Below are 22,251 nucleotides of genomic sequence, written 5' to 3'. Positions count from 1 at the left end.
GGACGATTTTAGATTTTAGATTGAGGCTTTCAATCGTAAATCACAAATCATGAAGTCGTAAATAAAAAGGGGGAGATACCAGAGTGGCCAAATGGGACAGACTGTAACTCTGTTGTCGCAAGACTTCGAAGGTTCGAATCCTTCTCTCCCCACCAAATGGTTTTGGATTATAGAATGAGGATTTTAGATTGAGGCATTCAATCGTAATTCGTCAGTCTAAAATCTTCAATCGAAAAGCGGAAGTAGCTCAGTTGGTAGAGCGATAGCCTTCCAAGCTATAGGTCGCGAGTTCGAACCTCGTCTTCCGCTCTTTAAGAAGAGTTGGGCAGTTGGCGGTTAGTGGTTGGCAGTTTAAGCTGTAAACTGAAGACTGGGAACTGAAAACTAAAAAAGCCGAAGTAGCTCAGCGGTAGAGCACTTCCTTGGTAAGGAAGAGGTCGTGGGTTCAAGTCCCATCTTTGGCTCAAAAGATATAAATGCTTTGTTAAAGCTGCTCAAAAGAGCAGTATTAAACAAGGTTTTTTGTGTTGAAAATTGTATCAAAGCAATAAATAAATAAAAAAAGTTAACCTACTAATAAGTATAAAAAAATGGCAAAAGAAAAGTTTGACCGCAGTAAGCCGCACTTAAACATCGGTACTATCGGTCACGTTGACCACGGTAAAACAACCTTAACAGCAGCTATCACTAAAGTGCTATCTGATGCTGGTTTATCTGAGGCACGTTCATTTGATTCGATTGACTCTGCTCCAGAGGAAAAAGAAAGAGGTATCACTATCAACACTGCTCACGTTGAGTATTCAACAGCTAACCGTCACTATGCACACGTTGACTGTCCAGGTCACGCGGATTATGTGAAAAACATGGTTACTGGTGCTGCTCAGATGGACGGTGCGATTATCGTGGTTGCTGCTACAGATGGTCCGATGCCACAAACTCGCGAGCACATCCTATTGGCTCGTCAGGTAGGTGTACCTTCATTGGTAGTATTCATGAACAAAGTGGATATGGTTGACGATCCAGAATTGTTGGAGCTTGTTGAGATGGAAGTTCGTGAACTATTATCTTTCTATGAGTTCCCAGGTGATGACATTCCAGTTATCCAAGGTTCAGCACTAGGCGGTTTGAACGGCGATCCTAAATGGGTTGGCAAAATCATGGAATTAATGGCAGCTGTAGATAGCTACATTCCAATTCCTCCACGTTTGACAGACCTTCCATTCTTGATGCCAGTTGAGGACGTATTCTCAATCACTGGTCGTGGTACAGTAGCAACTGGCCGTATCGAGCGTGGTCAAATCAACTCTGGTGATCCAGTAGAGATTTTGGGTATGGGTGCTGAGAACTTGAAATCAACCGTAACAGGTGTGGAAATGTTCCGTAAGATCCTTGATTATGGTGAAGCAGGTGATAACGTAGGTCTATTGTTGCGTGGTATTGAGAAAACCGATATCCGTCGTGGTATGGTAATCTGCAAACCAGGTTCAGTAACTCCTCACACCGATTTCAAAGCTGAGATCTATGTATTGTCTAAAGCTGAAGGTGGTCGTCACACTCCATTCTTCAACAAATACCGTCCTCAGTTCTATTTCCGTACCACAGACGTAACTGGTGAGATTTCGCTAGCTGAAGGTACTGAGATGGTAATGCCAGGTGATAACGTAACGATCACTGTAAAATTGATCAACGCTATCGCAATGGAAAAAGGTCTACGTTTCGCTATCCGTGAAGGTGGTAGAACAGTAGGTGCTGGTCAGGTAACCGAAATCCTTAAATAAGGATAAGCATAACAAAACAACAATTAGCTAGTTAGCAAATTCGCTGATTAGCTAATTGTGTCTACGGGAATAGTTCAATGGTAGAATAGAGGTCTCCAAAACCTTTGATCAGGGTTCGAATCCTTGTTCCCGTGCAAAATAATGATTGAATAAGGAATGGTAAAATGAATGTAATGCCATTCATCCTTCAAAATTCAGTCATCCAAAATGATATAATATGGCTGGTGTAGTTCAATTTATTAAAGAATCATACGAAGAAATGACCCAGAAGGTAACTTGGCCTACATGGGGAGAATTGCAAAATTCTGCAGTATTGGTTTTGGTAGCATCGCTTATTATTGCCGTGGTTATCTTCGGCATGGATAAAGGTGCCAACTATATATTAGAAACTTTTTATAATTCATTAAACTAAGAGGACACTAGATGAACGATCAGCTAAAGTGGTATGTAGTTAGGGCGGTAAGTGGCAAGGAAAAGAAGGTTAAACAATATATCGACTCTGAAATCAGCCGTTTAGGTTTTTCTCATTTGGTACCTCAGGTATTGATCCCTATGGAGAAATACTACCAGATGAAAGAAGGAAAGAAAATTGCCAAAGAACGTAACTTTTACCCAGGCTATGTATTGATCGAGGCAGTTTTGGATGGAGAGTTGGAGCATATTATAAAAGGCATCAATAGCGTAATCGGATTTTTGGGCGACAAGGCCGGAAATCCTATTCCTATGCGCCAGGCAGAAGTGAACCGTATCTTGGGTAAGGTTGACGAAATGAGCCAGCAAGGCGAAACCATGAACATCGCTTATTATGTGGGCGAGAACGTTAAAGTAATGGATGGCCCTTTCAACGGTTTTACCGGGGTTATCGAAGAGGTTAACGAAGAGAAGAAAAAACTAAAAGTAATGGTTAAGATCTTCGGTCGTAAAACGCCGTTGGAGCTTAACTATATGCAAGTAGAAAAAGAATAACAGTTGCGCGTTTCCTGTTACAGGTTATGGGAGTTCATCTCGTAACCCATAACTATTAACCCGTAACCCATTATAAAAATCTTAAATGTTACATGCTTCCAATATTTAACATTGAGTATTACAATTAACAAATCAGAAAATGGCAAAAGAAGTCGGTGCACTTGTTAAATTACAAATCAAAGGCGGAGCGGCAAATCCATCGCCACCGGTAGGACCTGCATTGGGTGCTAAAGGTGTCAACATCATGGAATTTTGCAAGCAATTCAACGCTCGTACCCAAGATAAGCCAGGTAAAGTATTACCAGTTGTAATTACTGTATATGCTGACAAGTCGTTCGAGTTCATCATCAAAACCCCTCCGGTTGCAATCCAATTATTGGAAGCTACCAAATTACAGAGTGGTTCTGCTGAGCCCAACCGTAAAAAAGTTGGTTCGGTGACTTGGGATCAAGTTAAGACAATTGCTGAAGATAAGATGAGCGATTTAAACGCTTTCACTATCGAATCTGCTATGAAGATGGTAGCGGGTACAGCACGCAGTATGGGAATCACCGTTAGCGGTGACGCACCCTGGTCTAATTAATTAACCAAAAACAGTTTACAACAGTGGCTAAGTTAACAAAAAATCAAAAAAAGGCACACGCTAAACTAGAAGCCGGCAAAGTGTATTCTTTACAGGATGCAGCTGCTTTGGTAAAGGAGATCACAATGACTAAATTCGATGCATCGGTTGATATCGATGTAAGTTTAGGCGTTGATCCACGTAAAGCCAATCAAATGGTACGTGGTATTGCTACTTTACCTCACGGTACAGGTAAAACTGTACGTGTTTTGGTGCTTTGTACTCCTGACAAGGAAGAAGAGGCTAAAGCAGCAGGCGCGGATTTCGTAGGATTAGACGAATATGTGGCCAAGATTGAAGGTGGTTGGACAGATGTTGACATTATTATCACTACTCCTGCTTGTATGGCAAAAGTAGGTAAACTGGGCCGTGTTTTAGGTCCACGTAACCTGATGCCAAACCCTAAGTCGGGTACAGTAACCAACGAAGTTGGTAAAGCTGTTACTGATGTAAAAGGCGGTAAGATTGATTTTAAAGTTGACAAAACTGGTATCATCCATGCTTCGATAGGAAAAGTATCATTCTCAGCAGAGAAAATATATGAAAATGCGTTAGAAGTACTTCAAACCATTTCAAAATTAAAGCCTTCTGCTGCAAAAGGAACTTATTTTAAAAGCATTCACGTGTCTTCTACAATGAGTCCTGGAATTGCAATCGAAACTAAATCAGTAGCGGGGATCTAATTATGAACAGAGAAGAAAAACAAGAAGTAGTTTTAGCTCTTCAAGAGAAAATGCAGGAGTTTGGCAATTTTTACATTGCTGATACCTCAAGCTTATCTGTTGAAAATGTAAATAACATCCGTCGCAAATGTTTCGAGAACGGTATCGAAATGAAAGTTGCCAAGAATACTTTGATCAAAATTGCGATCGAAGGATTGGAAGGCGATGCATCTGAGATATTCCCGGCATTAAAAGGCCAGTCGGCCTTGTTGTTCTCAAAAGTAGGTAATGGTCCAGCTAAGCTGATCAAAGCCTTGAGAAAAACATCTGACAAGCCAGTGCTTAAAGCAGCTTACATCGAGTCGGCGATTTATGTTGGCGATAACCAATTGGATTCACTAATCACCATCAAGTCGAGAGAAGAATTGATCGGAGATATCGTTGGTCTATTGCAATCACCAGCTAAAAACGTAATCTCGGCATTGAAATCGAGCGGAGGCAAACTTGCAGGTATAGTTAAAACACTACAAGAAAGAGAAGGTTAACGAAGTCCTTTAGAAAATCGTTATAAATTAAAATCATTAAGTAAAATTTTTAAAAATCTATAAAATGGCAGATTTAAAAGCGTTTGCTGAGCAATTAGTAAACTTAACAGTTAAAGAAGTTAATGAGTTAGCTCAAATCTTAAAAGACGAGTATGGTATTGAGCCTGCAGCAGCAGCTGTAGCTATTGCTGGTCCTGCAGCTGGTGGTTCTGATGCTCCTGCAGCTGAAGAGAAAACATCATTTGATGTAATCTTGAAAGATGCTGGTGGTCAAAAATTAGCAGTTGTTAAATTGGTAAAAGACCTAACTGGCCTAGGCTTGAAAGAAGCTAAAGACCTAGTTGACGGTGCACCTAAAGAATTGAAAGCTGGTGTTGCTAAAGACGAGGCTGAAGCTTTGAAAAAACAATTAGAAGAAGCTGGAGCTACAGTTGAGATTAAGTAATCACTTAATTTCAATAAACCTTTAAGAAAAGACTCCGACTATTAAGTCGGAGTCTATTCCTGTTTATGAACATTGCATCTTGTTTGGTTGGTGCAGGTGTTCCCGAAAGCAAACCAAACTAATAGTTTATTCTTAAACTAAATTAAATTTAGTCCCTTGGCAAATAAAGTCGACCAAAGAGTAAATTTTGCACGTAGTAAGCATATCATAGATTATCCAGATTTTCTGGATGTGCAGTTGCAATCATTTAAAGAATTTTTTCAGATCGAAACTACTTCAGACAACCGTCACACCGAAGGTTTGTTTAAGGTATTCGCTGAGAATTTCCCGATTACAGATTCAAGGAACATCTTTGTTCTTGAATTCTTAGATTATTTTATTGACCCGCCTCGTTATGACATTCCAGAATGTATTGATCGTGGGTTAACTTACAGTGTTCCGTTGAAGGCAAAGCTGAAGCTTTCTTGTAACGATGCAGAACACGAGGATTTTGAAACCATCATTCAGGACGTATACCTGGGAACCATTCCTTATATGACTCCCAAAGGTACCTTCGTGATCAATGGTGCCGAGCGCGTTATCGTATCTCAGCTCCACAGGTCGCCAGGTGTGTTCTTCGGCCAAAGCCGCCACACCAACGGTACCAAGTTGTACTCTGCCCGTGTGATTCCTTTCAAAGGTTCTTGGATCGAGTTCGCTACAGACGTTAACAACGTGATGTACGCCTATATCGACCGTAAGAAAAAGTTCCCGGTAACCACCTTGTTGCGTGCCATCGGTTACGATTCTGATAAAGACATCTTGGAGCTTTTCGATTTAGCTGACGAAGTAAAAGTGAGCAAATCTGGCTTGAAGAAATTTATCGGGCGTAAATTGGCAGCAAGGGTTTTAAGAAAATGGGTTGAAGATTTCGTAGACGAGGATACAGGTGAGGTGGTTTCGATTGACCGTAACGAAGTGATCTTAGACAGGGATACCGTTTTAGAAGACGACCATATCGATATGATCATTGATGCAGGCGTAAAAACCATTATCTTGTCAAAAGACGATGGTGCCTCTCAAGCCGATTATACCATTATATATAATACCTTACAAAAAGATACTTCAAACTCTGAAAAAGAGGCTGTGGAGAACATCTATCGTGCTTTGCGTAACGCAGAACCACCTGATGAGGAAACAGCAAGAGGTATCATCGAACGTTTGTTCTTCTCGGATAAACGTTATGATTTGGGCGATGTAGGCAGATACCGCATCAACCGCAAGCTGAAAATGGATACGCCTGATGACGTTAAGGTTTTAACCAAAGACGACATCATTGCGATTGTTAAGTATTTGATTAAATTAATCAACTCTAAAGAAGAGGTGGATGATATCGATCACTTGTCTAACCGTCGTGTACGTACCGTAGGTGAGCAATTGTACGCACAGTTTGGTGTAGGTTTGGCCCGTATGGCCAGAACGATCCGCGAGCGTATGAACATCCGCGACAACGAGGTGTTTACACCAACAGACTTGATCAATGCCCGTACTTTATCGTCGGTGATCAACTCGTTCTTTGGTACCAACCAGCTTTCGCAGTTCATGGACCAAACCAATCCTTTGGCAGAGATTACGCACAAACGTCGTCTGTCGGCTTTAGGTCCAGGCGGTCTATCCCGCGAACGTGCAGGTTTCGAGGTTCGTGACGTTCACTATACGCACTACGGTCGTTTGTGTACTATCGAAACACCAGAGGGACCAAACATCGGTTTGATTTCGTCTTTGTGTGTTCACGCCAAAATCAACAACCTGGGTTTCATCGAAACGCCTTACAAAAAAGTAGTTGAAGGTGTAGTAGCAGTTGACGAAGACGTAATTTACCTGTCGGCAGAAGACGAAGACGGTAAAACCATTGCACAGGCCAACGCCGAGTATGATGATAAAGGTAACTTTACTACCCCTCGCGTTAAAGCCCGTTACGAAGGTGACTTCCCGATTATCGAGCCTGAGAAATTAGACTTGATGGACATTGCACCAAACCAGATTACCTCGATTGCGGCATCGTTGATTCCTTTCTTGGAGCACGATGATGCGAACAGGGCTTTGATGGGATCGAACATGCAGCGTCAAGCGGTGCCATTGTTGCGCCCTGAAGCGCCAATTGTAGGTACAGGATTGGAAGGCCGCGTAGCACGCGACTCGAGAACCCTGATCAATGCAGAGGGCGAGGGTGTGGTTGAATATGTAGATGCCAACGAAATCACCATCAAATATGTAAGAAACGAGTCAGATCGTTTGGTTTCATTTGAAGGCGATAGCAAAACATATAGACTAACCAAGTTCAAAAAAACCAACCAAAATACTTGTATCAACTTGAAGCCGATTGTTAAAAAAGGCCAGAAAGTAACCAAAGGTCAAGTGCTTTGCGAAGGTTATGCCACCGAAAACGGCGAATTGGCTTTGGGAAGAAACTTGAAAGTAGCTTTCATGCCTTGGCAAGGATATAACTTTGAGGATGCGATCGTAATCAACGAGCGTATTGTGAGAGACGATATCTTTACCTCATTGCATATCGAAGAGTTTGAATTGGAGGTACGCGATACCAAACGTGGAGAAGAGGAATTGACACCAGATATCCCTAACGTATCGGAAGAAGCGACCAAAGATCTAGACGAAAACGGTATCATCCGTATCGGTGCCGAAGTGAAAGAAGGCGATATCCTAATTGGTAAAATTACGCCAAAAGGAGAGTCTGATCCTTCGCCAGAAGAGAAATTGCTTCGCGCCATTTTCGGCGATAAAGCCGGCGACGTGAAAGATGCTTCGTTAAAAACACCACCTTCGATCAAAGGTGTGGTAATTGATACCAAATTGTTCTCAAGAGCTAAGAAAACCACTAAAGCAGAGGAAAAATCAGCCATTGAGAAACTAGATAAGAAATACAATTTAGCTGTAGAGAACCTTAAAAACGAGTTAGTTGACAAGTTGTTCCAAATTGTAAACGGCAAAACATCGCAAGGTGTATTTAACGTATACAAAGAACTATTGGTAGCTAAAGGTGCTAAGTTTACCCAAAAGATTTTGGCCGACCTAGAGTATGCGCACATCAATCCATACAAATGGACTACTGATGACGACAAAAATGACCAGATCAAAATGTTGTTGCATAACTACGGCATCCGCGTAAACGAAGAATTAGGTGCTTATAAACGCGACAAATTTGCAGTAAGCGTGGGCGATGAGCTGCCTTCGGGAATTGTTCAGATGGCGAAAGTTTATGTAGCTAAAAAACGTAAATTAAAAGTAGGTGATAAGATGGCAGGCCGTCACGGTAACAAGGGTATTGTGGCCCGTATCGTACGCGACGAGGATATGCCATTCTTAGACGACGGAACACCGGTTGATATCGTGTTGAACCCACTGGGCGTACCTTCACGTATGAACTTGGGCCAGATCTACGAAACCGTATTGGCCTGGGCCGGTAAAGAATTGGGCGTTAAATTTGCAACCCCAATCTTCGATGGTGCCAAGCACGATGAGGTAGAAGAGTGGATTGCCAAAGCAGGCATTCCGGCTTCGGGTAGAACTTACTTGAACAATGGTTTAACAGGCGAGAAATTCGATCAGCCGACTACAGTAGGTATCATCTATATGCTGAAACTGGGTCACATGGTTGATGATAAGATGCACGCACGTTCTATCGGACCATACTCATTGATTACGCAACAGCCATTGGGTGGTAAAGCCCAGTTCGGTGGTCAGCGTTTTGGTGAGATGGAGGTTTGGGCACTAGAGGCATTTGGTGCCGCTAATATCCTTCAAGAAATCCTGACTGTGAAGTCTGATGATGTAATTGGAAGGGCCAAAACTTACGAAGCCATTGTTAAAGGCGAAAACCTGCCAACGCCTGGCGTACCAGAATCGTTCAACGTATTGGTACACGAGCTTCGCGGCTTAGGTTTGGATATTACGTTAGACTAATAGAATGAAAGAATGAGTGAATGAGTGAATGGCGTCTGTTATTTACTCATTCAATCACTCAATCCTTCAATCATTAAAGAAAGAAATATGTCTTACAAAAAGGATAATAAATTAAAAAGCAATTTCACCTCGATTACCATTAGCTTGGCATCGCCTGAGAATATCTTGGAGCGCTCAAGTGGTGAGGTGTTAAAACCTGAGACCATTAACTACCGTACCTACAAGCCTGAACGCGATGGTTTGTTTTGCGAGCGTATTTTTGGTCCGGTAAAAGATTACGAATGCCACTGTGGTAAGTACAAACGTATCCGTTATAAAGGTATTGTTTGCGACCGTTGCGGCGTTGAGGTAACCGAGAAAAAAGTGCGTAGAGAGCGTATGGGCCACATCAATTTGGTGGTTCCTGTAGCGCATATCTGGTATTTCCGCTCATTGCCTAACAAAATCGGATACCTTTTAGGTTTGCCAACCAAAAGACTGGACTTGATCATTTACTACGAGCGTTATGTAGTAATCCAAGCAGGTTTAATGGCTGAGCAAGGCATCCAGTACATGGATTTCCTAACCGAAGAAGAGTATTTGGACATCTTGGACAAGCTGCCTAAAGAAAACCAATACCTTGACGATAAAGACCCTAATAAATTCGTTGCCAAAATGGGTGCCGAAGCCTTAGAAGACTTATTGAAACGTATTGACTTAGATACTTTGTCTTACGATTTGCGTCACCAGGCGGCTAATGAAACTTCGCAGCAACGTAAAAATGAGGCTTTAAAACGTCTTCAAGTTGTAGAAGCTTTCCGTGGTTCGCAAACCCGTATCGAGAACAACCCAGAGTGGATGATCATCAAGATCGTTCCGGTTATTCCGCCAGAGTTGCGTCCGTTGGTGCCATTAGAAGGTGGCCGTTTCGCTACTTCAGATTTGAACGATTTGTATCGTCGTGTAATTATCCGTAACAACCGTTTAAAACGTTTGATCGAGATCAAAGCACCTGAAGTAATCTTGCGTAACGAAAAACGTATGTTGCAGGAAGCTGTAGATTCGTTGTTCGATAACTCGCGTAAGGTTAATGCGGTTAAAACCGAAGGTAACCGTGCCTTGAAATCGCTTTCAGACATCTTGAAAGGTAAACAAGGTCGTTTCCGTCAGAACTTATTAGGTAAACGTGTAGATTACTCTGCCCGTTCGGTAATTGTTGTAGGTCCAAACCTTAAATTACACGAATGCGGTTTGCCAAAAGATATGGCTGCTGAATTATTCAAACCGTTCATTATTCGCAAGATGATTGAAAGAGGTGTGGTTAAAACAGTAAAATCAGCCAAGAAAATCGTAGATAGAAAAGATCCATTGGTATGGGATATCCTCGAAAACGTATTGAAAGGACACCCGGTATTGCTTAACCGTGCACCTACGTTGCACAGATTGGGTATCCAGTCTTTCCAGCCTAAATTGGTTGAAGGTAAAGCGATCCAATTGCACCCGTTAGTATGTACCGCCTTCAACGCGGATTTTGACGGTGACCAGATGGCAGTTCACTTACCGTTGGGTAATGCTGCAATTTTGGAAGCCCAAGTACTCATGTTAGCGGCGCACAACATCTTGAACCCTGCAAACGGTACACCGATTACAGTACCTTCGCAAGATATGGTTTTGGGTCTTTATTACATTACTAAAGGCCGTAGAACCGATGCTTCACGTGTAGTGAAGGGCCAAGATTCGTCATTCTATTCTCCAGAAGAGGTAATTATTGCCTACAACGAGAAAAAAGTTGATTTGCACGCTTTTATCAAGGTAAAAGTGAACGTAAAACAAGAGGATGGCACAATCGTTAACAAATTAACAGAAACTACGGTTGGTAGGGTATTGTTTAACCAATTGGTACCAGAAGAAGTAGGTTATATCAACGAACTATTAACCAAGAAATCTTTAAGGGATATTATTGGTGAAGTAGTAAAAATGACTGGTATGGCCCGTTCGGCCAGGTTCTTGGATGACATCAAAGAACTAGGTTTCCAAATGGCATTTAGAGGCGGTTTATCGTTCAACTTACAAGACGTAAACATTCCTGTAGAGAAACATGCGCTATTGGAACAAGCCGCTGCCGAAGTTGAAGAGGTAAGAAACAACTATAACATGGGTTTCATTACCAACAACGAACGCTACAACCAAATTATCGATATCTGGACCCGTATCAACAACCGTTTAACTACGTTTGTAATGACCCAGCTGGCCAACGATAACCAAGGTTTCAACTCTGTTTATATGATGCTTGACTCTGGAGCCCGTGGTTCTAAAGAGCAGATCCGTCAGTTGGCAGGGATGAGGGGCTTGATGGCGAAACCACAAAAATCAGGTTCTGGTGGCGAGATTATCGAAAACCCAATCCTTTCAAACTTTAAAGAAGGTTTATCTGTATTAGAGTATTTTATCTCTACCCACGGTGCCCGTAAAGGTTTGGCGGATACGGCCTTGAAAACAGCTGATGCGGGTTACCTGACCCGTCGTTTGCACGATGTTGCCCAAGATATGATCGTTAACGCAGTTGACTGCGGTACGTTGAGAGGGATGTATACTACAGCCTTGAAAGACAACGAGGATATTGTGGAGCCATTATATGAAAGAATTTTGGGCCGTACTTCGCTGCACGATGTATTTAACCCGCTAAACGGCGAGTTATTGGTTGGTGCTGGCGAAGATATCAATGAAGACGTTGCGAAAGCAATCGAAGAGTCTCCGTTAGAAGGCATCGAAATCCGTTCGGTATTAACCTGCGAAAACAAACGCGGTGTTTGTGCTCTTTGCTATGGCCGTAACTTGGCTTCTGGCAAACGTGTTCAAACCGGCGAGGCTGTAGGTGTAATTGCCGCACAGTCGATCGGTGAGCCGGGTACACAGTTAACACTTCGTACTTTCCACGTGGGTGGTACCGCATCTAACATTGCGGCCGAATCTCAACTCAATGCCAAATTTGATGGCGTAATCGAGTTCGAGAACCTACGTACGGTAGAAACGGTAACAGAAGATGGTAAAATCGATATCGTGTTGGGCCGTTCAGGTGAGTTCAAAATCGTAGAACCAGGTACCAATAAAGTAATTGTGAGCAATAACATTCCTTACGGTGCATTCTTGTACGTAAAAGAAGGCGATACCATTGCCAAAGGCGACAAGATCTGCTCATGGGATCCATATAACGCGGTAATTATCTCTGAATTTGCAGGTAAGATCGAGTTCGAAGCCATCGTTGAGGGGGTAACCTTCCGCGAAGAGTCTGACGAGCAAACCGGTCACCGCGAGAAAGTAATTATCGATACCCGCGATAAAACCAAAAACCCTTCCATCCGTGTGGTTGATAAAAAAGGCGATTTGGTAAGAGCTTACAACATTCCGGTAGGTGCACACATTTCGGTTGACGAAGGCGAAGGAATCCAACCAGGTCAAATCTTGGCAAAAATCCCTCGTGCTACTGGTAAAACCCGAGATATTACGGGTGGTTTGCCACGTGTAACTGAGTTGTTCGAAGCACGTAACCCATCTAACCCTGCGGTAGTAACCGAGATTGATGGTGTGGTAACCTTAGGTGGCGTGAAACGTGGTAACCGCGAGATTACCATCGAATCAAAAGATGGAGAAGTTAAAAAATATCTTGTGCCACTATCAAAACACATTTTGGTACAGGATAACGACTTCGTGAAAGCAGGTATGCCATTATCTGACGGATCGATTTCTCCAGCTGATATTCTAGCCATCAAAGGACCGGCAGCGGTACAGGAATACCTGGTAAATGGTATCCAAGAGGTTTACCGTTTGCAAGGGGTGAAAATCAACGATAAGCACTTTGAGGTTATCGTACACCAAATGATGCAGAAAGTACACATTGAAGATCCAGGAGATACCCGTTTCTTAGAGAACGACTCGGTAGACCGTTGGGACTTCATGGAAGAAAACGACGAAATCTACGACAAAAAAGTAGTGGTAGAAGCCGGCGACTCGACTGCAGTAAAACCAGGCCAGATCATTTCATTACGTAAGCTAAGAGACGAAAACTCTCAATTGAAACGTAAAGACATGAAACAAGTTGAAGTGCGCGATGCCAAACCGGCAACCGCAAGTTCAATCCTGCAAGGTATTACCCGTGCATCGTTGGGAACCAAATCGTTTATCTCTGCGGCATCGTTCCAGGAAACTACTAAAGTACTGAATGAAGCGGCTATCGCAGGTAAACGCGATAACATGCTAGGCTTGAAAGAAAACGTAATTGTTGGTCACTTGATCCCTTCAGGTACCGGCGTACGTGGCTACGAGCGTATCATTGTAGGTTCGCAAGAAGAATACGATAAATTGTTGGCTTCGAAACAAGAAGAAGTAGAAGCTTAATCAATTCGCATATTTCTAATCAAAGTCCCTCCCCAACCGGAGGGACTTTTTTGTTTGGCGCTCGGTTAAACAGCAAGTTTTTTGGCTATATTTGGCTCAAAATCTAACCAATTATGCGCCTCTTATACCCGAAGCTTCTGCCTTTTCTTTTGTTGTTGACCTTGGTTTCCTGTAACAAAAAAGATCCGAAACCAGAAGAACAGGCTAATAAAAAACTAGCTAAAATCGTAAACGTAGATCTGACAACCGGAGCAGAAACAACGCTATGGGAGTTTACCTACAACCCAAACAACCAAATAAGTACTGCGGTAGGTGGCGATGGCCGATTTGTATTGACCTACGATGCAGGTGGTAGGTTATCGGGGATAGCAAAAACTTACAACTTTGACAATATTACATCAACGTTCAGTTTTGAATATGATGGGCAGGGAAGAAGAACCAGGCAGACCGAAGTTATGAAATACGGCAATGCGCCAAATGTGGTGACCAATGTAAATACTTTTGAGTACGACAACAATAACAGGAGAACCAAGTGGGTCCGCAATTCTACAACATTTGAGTATGTATGGAGCGGAGAAAATGTAACAGAGTTAAAAATGAATGAAAGTGGTGTGCGAACTTACGTCTACCAGAATCCTCTATACGATAATAAACACAATCAATTTTACGACCGTGCCGATGAATTGGAAACGATTGGATTTTTATTTGCAAGGTGCAAGAACAATTCTTTGGGAGAAACGACCATAAATCCAGATGGCTCAACAAGCACGTCCACGATTGCCAGAAACTATAATTCTTTAGGCTATCCTACAGAAGCAACTTTTTCAAGTGCTGGAAAGGTAACTTCAAAAATCAAATACTACTACGCACCCTAACTGAAATTCGAGTATTGAATGAGATAGGCTTGTTAATGAAAAGTTGAGAAGGGTTTTGATCTAATAAATCGTTTATTCAATTGTTAAAATAATTGCTTGTAAGCTCGTGCAAACTATTAGCTTTGTTTTATGGAAGAGCAACAAAACGAAAATCAACTGAACATAGAGCTTTCTGAAGAAATTGCAGAAGGTATTTTTTCTAACCTGGCCATCATTACCCACTCTAACACCGAGTTTGTATTGGATTTTATCCGTGTAATGCCAGGCGTGCCAAAGGCAAAAGTAAAATCGAGGATTATCCTTACCCCAGAGCATACCAAAAGGCTGCTGCAGGCCATGCAGGATAACGTTGAGAAATTCGAAGCCATTAATGGCCGTATCAAGACCCAAGAAGAGCCTCCGGGCTTTCCGATGAACTTTGGCGGGCCTACGGCGCAGGCTTAATCAGGTTGGCTAATTGGTGTATTTGCCAATTAGCTGATTTGTCCTTCTAAAAAAGAAATTATTCTTTCTAGTTCATCAGGCTCAAACCAGGTCGTGTCTTCGTCGCGCCTGAACCAGGTCAATTGACGTTTGGCAAACCTGCGTGTGTTTTGCTTGATCATGGCTACAGCCTGCTCCAAATCTGTTTTGCCATCTAGGTAGTCGAACAGTTCTGAATAGCCTACCGTGTTGAGGGCGTTGTACTGGCGATAGGGAACTAGGCTTTTGACTTCTTCCAACAAGCCGGCCTGCATCATCAAATCAACCCGATGGTTGATGCGCTCATACAATAAGGCCCGGTCAGTGTTTAAGCCTATTTTGATAATGTTAAATGATCTTTGCTTTTTAGTGGCTGTGAGCATCGAACTGAGTTTCTTTCCAGTAGAAAGCACCACTTCCAGGCCTCTGATCATGCGTTGCGGATTCGATTGGTCTACTTTTTCATAATATTCGGGATCAAGCTCCTGCAATTGCTTTCTGATGGGCTCGATACCTTCGTTGGCAAATTGCTGGTTCAGTTGTGTGCGGATAGCCAAATCGATTTCCGGCATTTCGTCTAGGCCCTTGCAAATGGCATCGATGTATAGTCCTGAACCCCCAACCATAATCAGCTGGTCGTGTTTTTGGAAAAGCGTTTCCATTAAGCGGAGCGCTTCTGTTTCAAAATCGCCGGTGCTGAAAAGCGTGCTTACCGAATGCGAATCGATAAAATGATGGGGTGCTTCGGCCAGTTCCTCTATGGAAGGCTTGGCCGTGCCTATATGCATTTCCCTAAAAAACTGCCGCGAATCAGCCGAAATGATTTCGGTTTGGTAATGCTTGGCCAATTGAATGGCCAAGGCGGTTTTACCTATGGCAGTTGGCCCTACTACAACAATTAAGGTCTTTTGTGGCATGGGCTTGTTCATTTTGGGTTTTAGGATTACGATCTTCGATTGGCATGAAGATGCCCCAAATCAAAGAATTAACCAAATTTGGTTAATAATCGTCTTTATCGCTGTGGCCGTAGTCGTCTTCGTAATCGTCGCCACTAGAGAACTCGTCGTTTTCATCTTCGCTCTCCTCTTCTTCTTCGTCAACTTCCTCGGCGTTGATGCCTCTGCCCCCCATGGCTTCCAGTTCTTCGGCATCTTCGGGTACAAAATCCATTTCGTTCAAAAAGTCGAAGTCGCCAGAAGATGTACTGCTGGCCGCAAAGCTTCCAACATTGGTCTTATCAATAATTTTAGGCGCTTCTCCGATGCTCTTAACCAAGAAGGGATATTCGATGTTTGGATCGTTTTCCAAAATGATCTTGATCAGCTCCACATGGAAATCGTAAGGGCGCTCGAAATTGTAAATGTAATAGAACTTTTGGTGCGGATCATCGATAAAGCTGCTCAGTTTAGAGTTTTCCATCAATTTAACGCCATTGTCTATTTTGCGCTGGTTAGGCAGGATGGCAATTTCCTCTCCCTTAATCCAGTTGTCGGTACTTACGTAAAAAGAAGATGATTTATCGGCGTTATAACCTGTAGAGCGGTGGATTGCCCTATGCAAATCTTCAAAAGTTTGAGTGGTTTTAATGTCGATTTCTCTTACGATGTCGTCAAAATCCTCAAAAGAAATTCTAAATCTATAAATTGCCATTGCGCTGTTCTGTTTCTGGCTGTAAAATTAAGAAATAAAAAATAATTTTAAGAGCGTACTTCTACCTAGGTTTGGCCAAATAGATTAAAATCGAACTTTTTCTTACAACTATTTTAATTTTTGGCACAACTGTACTTGCTTTCTTCGGTAAGAATATTTATACTTGGTTACACACAAATACACACAAATGAAAAATCTACAATTCAAAAAAAGGCATTTACTGATGCCTTATGCAAGGACCCTCATGGCCTTGCTGCTGATGGGCTGGCTTTTGCCGGCGAGTGCGCAGGTTTCGGTCGACAGGAACGAAATAGACTACTACAATAACGTTTTCGCTATCCTGAATGGAAGGTTTAAGACGGTTGGCCATACCGATATCACCTATTACACCGGCGATTTTTACCCTGAAATCAAAGGCAAGATCAAATCTATCGGCGATACCGAGATCACTTACTATACCGGCGACTTCTATCCCGAAATAAAGGGAAAGGTTAAATCTGTTGGTCCTACCGAGATTACTTATTATACCGGCGATTTTTATCCTGAAATTAAAGGCAGGCTCAAATCAATCGGCAAAACAGCTATTGTTTATTACACCGGCGATTTTTATCCGGAGCTGAAGGGCCGCCTCAAATCGATCGGCAAAACCGAAGTAACTTATTATACCGGCGATTTCTATCCGGAAATCAAAGGCAGATTGAAATCTGTGGGCAATATTGCCATCAGCTATTATACAGGCGATTTTTATCCCGAGATCAAGGGCAAGCTGAAATCCGTTGGCCAAGCCGAAATTACCTACTATACCGGCGATTTTTATCCAGAACTGAAAGGAAAGGTAAAATCGGTTAGCGGCAATTTTCCAGAAGGCATTTTATTCCTTTTCCCCGACCTGGGCCTGATGAATTAAAGACGCTGAAAAGGCCTGGACTTAGATCCGGGTCTTTTTGTTTGCAGGTAGTTTATGGTTTGACCACTTGGACCAAGCCTAATTCCTTGGCTTTTTCGAGCATAAAATGAAATGCTTCTTCGTAGCTGTTTTTGATTTCGCCTTCTAGAATGGCTTCCCTGATGGCATTTTTGAGCAGGCCCACTTCGCGACCGGCAGCCAAACCAAAGGTTTCCATAATGTCGTTGCCCGAAATTGGCGGCTGCCAATTGCGCAGTTGGTCGCGCTCTTCAACATCTTTTAGCTTTTGCTTAACCAGCTCGAAGTTGTTGCGGTATTTCTTGATTTTGTATTCGTTCTTGGTGGTGACATCGGCATTGCACAACAACATGAGGCTTTCTATTTCTTCGCCGGCTTCGAAAAGCAGACGCCTAACGGCCGAATCGGTTACTTTTTCCTGTGCCAGTACAATCGGGCGCAGGTGCAGCTGTACCAGTTTCTGCACAAACTTCATCTTTTCGTTGAGTGGCAGTTTAAGTTGTGCAAATATTTGGGGTACCATACGGGCACCTTTGTCTTCGTGGCCATGAAAAGTCCAGCCGTGGCCTTCTTCGAAGCGCTTGGTGGCTGGTTTGGCAATGTCGTGCAAAATGGCGGCCCAGCGTAGCCATAAATCGTCGGAAGTTTCGCAAATATTGTCGAGTACCTGCAAAGTGTGGTAAAAATTGTCTTTATGGCCTTTGCCTCTAATGATTTCTACGCCATATAGATTGGCCATTTGCGGAAAAATAAGATGCAAGAGACCGGTATCGAACAAATAATTAAAGCCTATAGAAGGTTGTTTGGCCAAGATGATCTTATTCAGTTCGTCGGTTATCCTTTCTTTAGAAACAATGCTGATTCTTTCTTTTTGGCTTTTGATGGCCTGTATGGCGGTTTCGTCTATGCTAAAACCTAATTGGGTAGCAAAACGGATGGCCCGCATCATGCGCAATGGATCGTCTGAAAAAGTAATTTCGGGATCGAGAGGGGTGCGAATCAGCTTGTGCTCCAGATCGGCCAGGCCAGCAAAAGGATCAACCAAGCTGCCATAAGTTGCTGGATTGAGGGAAATGGCCAAAGCGTTGATGGTAAAATCCCTGCGCAATTGGTCGTCTTCCAAAGTGCCGTTCTCTACGATGGGCTTGCGCGAATTGGCCCGATAGGATTCTTTCCTGGCGCCTACAAATTCGATTTCCAAATCGTTGTATTTGAGCATGGCGGTACCGAAGTTCTTAAAAACGGCTACTTTGGTACCCAGGTGCAGCCCCACTTTTTCGGCAAACTCGATGCCATTGCCGAGCACCACAATGTCGATGTCTTTGGATGGACGGTTTAAGAACAAGTCGCGAACAAAACCGCCAATAACATAAGCTTCTGTTTGGGTTTGCGCCACGGTTTGCGCCAATACCTTGAATATGGGATTTTGTAGGTGCTCTTGCATATCAAAACGAATTCGTCGGCTAGACTGATAAACAGCTTGAGAAAACCCAATATTGGTTAGGCGACGTAATCCGGCTACAAAAGTAATAAAATTACTTTCTTATCAATTCATATTGGCCCGATGGACCTAATTTTATAATGGTTGAAGGTTTTTTAACGGTGCGGTCGTCCTGGTCAATGTCTACAATCAGGTCTACTGCCGCTTTCACTTCTTCGCTGATCTGGTCGAAGAACTGTGGCGAGGGCTGGCCGCTGATATTGGCAGAAGTAGAAACAATCGGTTTGCGGAAACGCTGGAGCAGCTGTTCGCAGAATTCGTTCTTCACCACCCTAATGCCTACAGAACCATCGGCGTTGATTACATTCTTGGCTAAGTTCTTGGCACCTGAAAAGATGATGGTCAGCGGTTTTTCGGCATACTCAATGAGCTGGTAAGCCACGTCTGGAATTTCATTTACATAGCTCGGCAGCTTGTTGTCGGTATCTAAAAGCACAATAAGGCTTTTGTCGGCCGACCGGCCTTTGATGTCGTATATTTTGGCTACGGCGGCTTCGTTGGTAGCATCGCAGCCCAAACCCCAAATGGTATCTGTTGGGTAAAGGATTACGCCGCCTTCTTTGAGCACGGCCAAAGCCTTGTTGATTTCTTCTTTAAGCATGTGCATTCATTTCTGGTATAAATTTACGCCAAAATTCTGGATTATGCTTGAGTGGCGCATGGCAACCGAAAGGCAGGGTTTGCCCAAGCTGTCGATAGGCTATTTCGGGATGGAACTCTACCGCAAAATGCATGGCTTCCTGCCAGTCGGGAATACGGAAGCCGGTTTTGATTTTCGGCGCTTCCAGCGACCAGAATATATCTTCGTTAAAAGCGTCGCCTTCGGTGTGGGTGTAAGGTTTGAGCACAGCCGCATCAACTTGGTCTAATACCTGCAAAGCGGCCTGCACCTTACGCAGCGACAAGCCTCCGTTGCCTACCTTATTGTAGCGTTGGCCATAAAGCTTATTCTTTTTAAACACCAGTTTAAGTTGCTGCCAAAAGTTAAACAAGCCGTTTCTGTTCAATTTGTCGGGCCTGAACCAGGGTGCGCCTATATAATCGTAGTTTTTTTCGCACCATAGCTTGAGTTCGTCCTTAAAAAGATAGACATCTGCCTGGTGGATCAGGATATAATCGAACAAAGCAAAGGCCTTGTAAAAAGCCTTGGAAAGTAACAGCTGATTGTAGCCGCTAATGCCTTCAAAGAAATGTTTGGCAAAACGCTTCACTTCCAGTTGTTGCAGTTGCCCGTAAGCCTCGTCTATCTGCAGGCCCTCTGGGGCGACAATAACCTGTTTATGGCCTTGGGTTAGCCTCAAGCCGTTTTCCAAAAAAGCCAATTCTAACGAACTGGGCACTTGATACAGCGGAAAAACAACTACACAGCTCATGGGGCAAGGGTTTTAAGGTAACAGTTCATCAATTGTTCGTTTACGATATCGTTGTTAAAACGCTGTACGTACTGCAGGCCTTTGGTTTTCATGTCGGCTTGTAGTTTTTCATCGGCCAGCACTTGATTAATGGCTTTGGCCAAGGCATTTACATCGTCTGGCGATACATATTTGCTGAACGGGCCACCGGCTTCTTCCAGGCAAGAGCCTGTAGCGGCTACGACGGGTACCTGACTGTAAAGCGCTTCGATAATCGGGATGCCAAAGCCCTCGTAATAAGAAGGCAATACAAACAGGCTCGCCAAGCGATAAATAGCTGGTAGATGGCTAAAAGGCACTTTTTTTAAGAAAATTACCCGCTCGGTTAATCCAAGCTTGCTTATTTCCTGTTCTACCAATTTGGCGTAAGCCGTTGGCCGGCCAATGACAACGAGCTTGTAAATTGGGTTAACTGTTGGCAGGGCGCGAACCAATTGCAACAGGTTTTTGCGGCCTTCGATGGTTCCTACGTTCAAGATGTACTTTTCGGGTAGCTGATAGGTTTGCGTAACCTCCGCTTTAAGGTCGTCATTTACCGCTACCTTAAAACTATCGTCGCAGCTTTGGTAAACTACGTCTATCCGGTTAGGGCTGATCTGGTAAAGCTCAACAATGTCCTGTTTGGTTTTCTCGCTGATGGCAATAATACGGTTGGCATGTTTACAGGCATATTGGCTTTTAAACCTGTAAAGTTGCCGGTCTATAAACTTGTAGTATTGGGGCAGGCGCAAAAAAATCAGGTCGTGCATGGTTACAATGCTTTTGATGCCTGTTTTTGGTAGGCCAAAGGGGATTTCGTGGCTGAGGCCATGAAAAAGATCAAGCTGGTCTTTTACCAATTGTTTTTTGATGCCCGAACTGCGCCAAAATAACTTGGAACTCCCTTTTTGGGGTAATTCCAAATGGACGTTGCTGCTCGAAAACAAAGGCAGCTTGTGCAGTTTCTCCTTGATTTTTGGCGTATAGACAAAATATTGGTTTTCAGGAAACTGCTGCGCCAAATGTTCAATTAGCGAACGGCTATAATTGCCGAGGCCGGTTTGGTTATTGGCTGCCCGTTTGCCATCGTATCCAATTCTCATTCGATTGTTGTAGCGTTTAAAGGCTGAAAAGTTGGAACGTTACCCTGCTCAACCTTTCAACCTTCCAACAATTTTATACGGCTACATTATTTTCCCTTAATGCGTCATTAAGCGAAGTCTTTTTATCGGTTGATTCCTTGCGTTTGCCAATGATCAAGGCGCATGGAACCTGAAATTCGCCAGCTGGGAATTTTTTGGTGTAAGAGCCTGGAATTACAACCGAACGTGCCGGAACTACGCCTTTGTGTTCAACCGGTTTTTCGCCGGTTACGTCAATAATTTTGGTCGATGCAGTTAAGACTACGTTAGCTCCCAATACGGCTTCTTTCTCTACGCGAACGCCTTCAACCACAATGGCTCTCGAACCGATAAAGCAATCGTCTTCAATAATAACAGGTGCGGCCTGTACCGGCTCTAAAACACCGCCAATCCCAACGCCACCGCTTAAGTGTACGCGTTTGCCAATTTGGGCACATGAGCCTACGGTTGCCCAGGTATCAACCATGGTACCCTCGTCTACATAAGCGCCAATGTTTACGTAAGAAGGCATCATGATCACGCCTTTGGCCAAGTAGGCGCCATAACGGGCAATGCCATGAGGGACTACGCGTACGCCGCTTTCTTTATAGTTGGTTTTCAGCTCCATTTTGTCGTGGAAAACAAAAGGGCCAACCTTAATTTCTTTCATTTCCTTGATTGGGAAATACAGGATCACGGCTTTCTTGATCCATTCGTTAATTCCCCAGCTATTTAAAACAGGCTCTGCAACGCGCAATTCGCCTTTGTCTAATCTTAAAATTACTTCTTCTATCGCTTCGCAATAGTTATTATAGGCTAATAAAGATCTATCTTCCCAAGCGGCTTCTACTAACTTTTTTAATTCTCCAATCATGGCTGTTTTTAAATTTTTTACAAAATAAATCAATTTTATGTATTGAACATTGTTTTCGTTGGTTTAATTTTGATTTTCGCCCAATACAACCGTCGCTTAA

19 protein-coding genes and 4 tRNA genes are annotated in these 22,251 nt (G+C 43.2%); 16 read left to right on the top strand and 7 right to left on the bottom strand.

Features of this window, described 5'->3' with window-relative positions; all coding sequences use genetic code 11:
* Positions 1–69 precede the first annotated feature (69 nt).
* From AC6H1S_RS13740 to AC6H1S_RS13670, 15 genes are all read left to right on the top strand, one after another.
* Positions 70–155 (top strand) — tRNA-Tyr (locus AC6H1S_RS13740).
* 81 nt (positions 156–236) lie between these two features.
* Positions 237–309: transfer RNA gene (locus AC6H1S_RS13735), tRNA-Gly, on the top strand.
* 83 nt (positions 310–392) lie between these two features.
* Positions 393–464 (top strand) — tRNA-Thr (locus AC6H1S_RS13730).
* A 126-nt stretch (positions 465–590) separates the two neighbouring features.
* Positions 591–1,778 carry an elongation factor Tu gene (gene tuf, locus AC6H1S_RS13725; RefSeq protein WP_199141709.1) on the top strand — a complete coding sequence of 396 codons (1,188 nt, stop codon included), beginning with the start codon at positions 591–593 and terminating at the stop codon, positions 1,776–1,778.
* 63 nt (positions 1,779–1,841) lie between these two features.
* Positions 1,842–1,912: transfer RNA gene (locus AC6H1S_RS13720), tRNA-Trp, on the top strand.
* 83 nt (positions 1,913–1,995) lie between these two features.
* On the top strand, positions 1,996–2,190 hold the full coding sequence (gene secE, locus AC6H1S_RS13715) for a preprotein translocase subunit SecE (protein WP_199141710.1): 195 nt from the start codon (positions 1,996–1,998) through the stop codon (positions 2,188–2,190).
* An 11-nt stretch (positions 2,191–2,201) separates the two neighbouring features.
* Positions 2,202–2,744, top strand: coding sequence for a transcription termination/antitermination protein NusG (nusG, locus tag AC6H1S_RS13710; protein ID WP_330107880.1), 543 nt, complete (start codon positions 2,202–2,204; stop codon positions 2,742–2,744).
* A 139-nt stretch (positions 2,745–2,883) separates the two neighbouring features.
* The gene (gene rplK / locus AC6H1S_RS13705) at positions 2,884–3,327 is read left to right on the top strand and encodes a 50S ribosomal protein L11 (protein WP_199142045.1); all 444 of its coding nucleotides are present in this window, start codon (positions 2,884–2,886) and stop codon (positions 3,325–3,327) included.
* A 23-nt stretch (positions 3,328–3,350) separates the two neighbouring features.
* Positions 3,351–4,049: a 50S ribosomal protein L1 gene (gene rplA / locus AC6H1S_RS13700; protein ID WP_330107878.1), complete on the top strand. Its 699-nt coding sequence runs from the start codon at positions 3,351–3,353 to the stop codon at positions 4,047–4,049.
* Between the two features lie 2 nt (positions 4,050–4,051).
* Positions 4,052–4,573 carry a 50S ribosomal protein L10 gene (gene rplJ / locus AC6H1S_RS13695; RefSeq protein WP_199139407.1) on the top strand — a complete coding sequence of 174 codons (522 nt, stop codon included), beginning with the start codon at positions 4,052–4,054 and terminating at the stop codon, positions 4,571–4,573.
* 64 nt (positions 4,574–4,637) lie between these two features.
* Positions 4,638–5,018: a 50S ribosomal protein L7/L12 gene (gene rplL / locus AC6H1S_RS13690; RefSeq protein WP_199139409.1), complete on the top strand. Its 381-nt coding sequence runs from the start codon at positions 4,638–4,640 to the stop codon at positions 5,016–5,018.
* Positions 5,019–5,174: 156 nt separating this feature from the next.
* Complete coding sequence (gene rpoB, locus AC6H1S_RS13685) at positions 5,175–8,978, top strand: DNA-directed RNA polymerase subunit beta (protein ID WP_199139411.1); 3,804 nt, start codon at positions 5,175–5,177, stop codon at positions 8,976–8,978.
* An 87-nt stretch (positions 8,979–9,065) separates the two neighbouring features.
* Positions 9,066–13,352 (top strand): DNA-directed RNA polymerase subunit beta', encoded by a 4,287-nt coding sequence (gene rpoC / locus AC6H1S_RS13680; RefSeq protein ID WP_199139413.1) that lies wholly within the window; start codon positions 9,066–9,068, stop codon positions 13,350–13,352.
* Between the two features lie 113 nt (positions 13,353–13,465).
* Positions 13,466–14,227 carry a hypothetical protein gene (locus AC6H1S_RS13675; protein ID WP_497563966.1) on the top strand — a complete coding sequence of 254 codons (762 nt, stop codon included), beginning with the start codon at positions 13,466–13,468 and terminating at the stop codon, positions 14,225–14,227.
* Positions 14,228–14,356: 129 nt separating this feature from the next.
* Complete coding sequence (locus AC6H1S_RS13670) at positions 14,357–14,671, top strand: DUF3467 domain-containing protein (protein ID WP_199139417.1); 315 nt, start codon at positions 14,357–14,359, stop codon at positions 14,669–14,671.
* Positions 14,672–14,700: 29 nt separating this feature from the next.
* Here the strand turns inward: AC6H1S_RS13670 and miaA are convergent, their stop codons facing one another.
* Together miaA and AC6H1S_RS13660 are read right to left on the bottom strand one after the other, a co-directional pair.
* Entirely contained in the window at positions 14,701–15,618 is a 918-nt protein-coding gene (gene miaA, locus AC6H1S_RS13665) for a tRNA (adenosine(37)-N6)-dimethylallyltransferase MiaA (RefSeq protein WP_497563965.1), read from the bottom strand.
* Positions 15,619–15,688: 70 nt separating this feature from the next.
* The gene (locus AC6H1S_RS13660; protein ID WP_199139419.1) at positions 15,689–16,339 is read right to left on the bottom strand and encodes an IS1096 element passenger TnpR family protein; all 651 of its coding nucleotides are present in this window, start codon (positions 16,337–16,339) and stop codon (positions 15,689–15,691) included.
* A gap of 187 nt (positions 16,340–16,526) precedes the next feature.
* On the opposite strand from AC6H1S_RS13660, the gene AC6H1S_RS13655 reads away from it, so the two are divergent.
* Positions 16,527–17,246, top strand: a complete 720-nt coding sequence (locus AC6H1S_RS13655; RefSeq protein ID WP_199139421.1) for a hypothetical protein — start codon at positions 16,527–16,529, stop codon at positions 17,244–17,246.
* A 52-nt stretch (positions 17,247–17,298) separates the two neighbouring features.
* On the opposite strand, the gene AC6H1S_RS13650 is transcribed toward AC6H1S_RS13655, so the two are convergent.
* From AC6H1S_RS13650 to AC6H1S_RS13630, 5 genes are all read right to left on the bottom strand, one after another.
* Positions 17,299–18,708: a CCA tRNA nucleotidyltransferase gene (locus AC6H1S_RS13650; RefSeq protein ID WP_199139423.1), complete on the bottom strand. Its 1,410-nt coding sequence runs from the start codon at positions 18,706–18,708 to the stop codon at positions 17,299–17,301.
* 91 nt (positions 18,709–18,799) lie between these two features.
* Complete coding sequence (locus AC6H1S_RS13645) at positions 18,800–19,366, bottom strand: L-threonylcarbamoyladenylate synthase (RefSeq protein ID WP_497563964.1); 567 nt, start codon at positions 19,364–19,366, stop codon at positions 18,800–18,802.
* Entirely contained in the window at positions 19,359–20,138 is a 780-nt protein-coding gene (locus tag AC6H1S_RS13640; protein WP_199139427.1) for a DUF5672 family protein, read from the bottom strand. The genes AC6H1S_RS13645 and AC6H1S_RS13640 overlap by 8 nt, the downstream gene beginning before the upstream one ends.
* Positions 20,135–21,259: a glycosyltransferase family 4 protein gene (locus AC6H1S_RS13635; RefSeq protein ID WP_497563963.1), complete on the bottom strand. Its 1,125-nt coding sequence runs from the start codon at positions 21,257–21,259 to the stop codon at positions 20,135–20,137. Before AC6H1S_RS13635 ends, AC6H1S_RS13640 begins: the two co-directional genes overlap by 4 nt.
* 73 nt (positions 21,260–21,332) lie before the next feature.
* Positions 21,333–22,151 (bottom strand): 2,3,4,5-tetrahydropyridine-2,6-dicarboxylate N-succinyltransferase, encoded by an 819-nt coding sequence (locus AC6H1S_RS13630; protein ID WP_199139431.1) that lies wholly within the window; start codon positions 22,149–22,151, stop codon positions 21,333–21,335.
* Positions 22,152–22,251: the final 100 nt, after the last annotated feature.

The sequence above is a fragment of the Pedobacter sp. TM02 genome (assembly GCF_059705275.1).
Note: the sequence above shows the minus strand (reverse complement) of the source record. Positions and strands in the feature narration are given on the sequence as shown.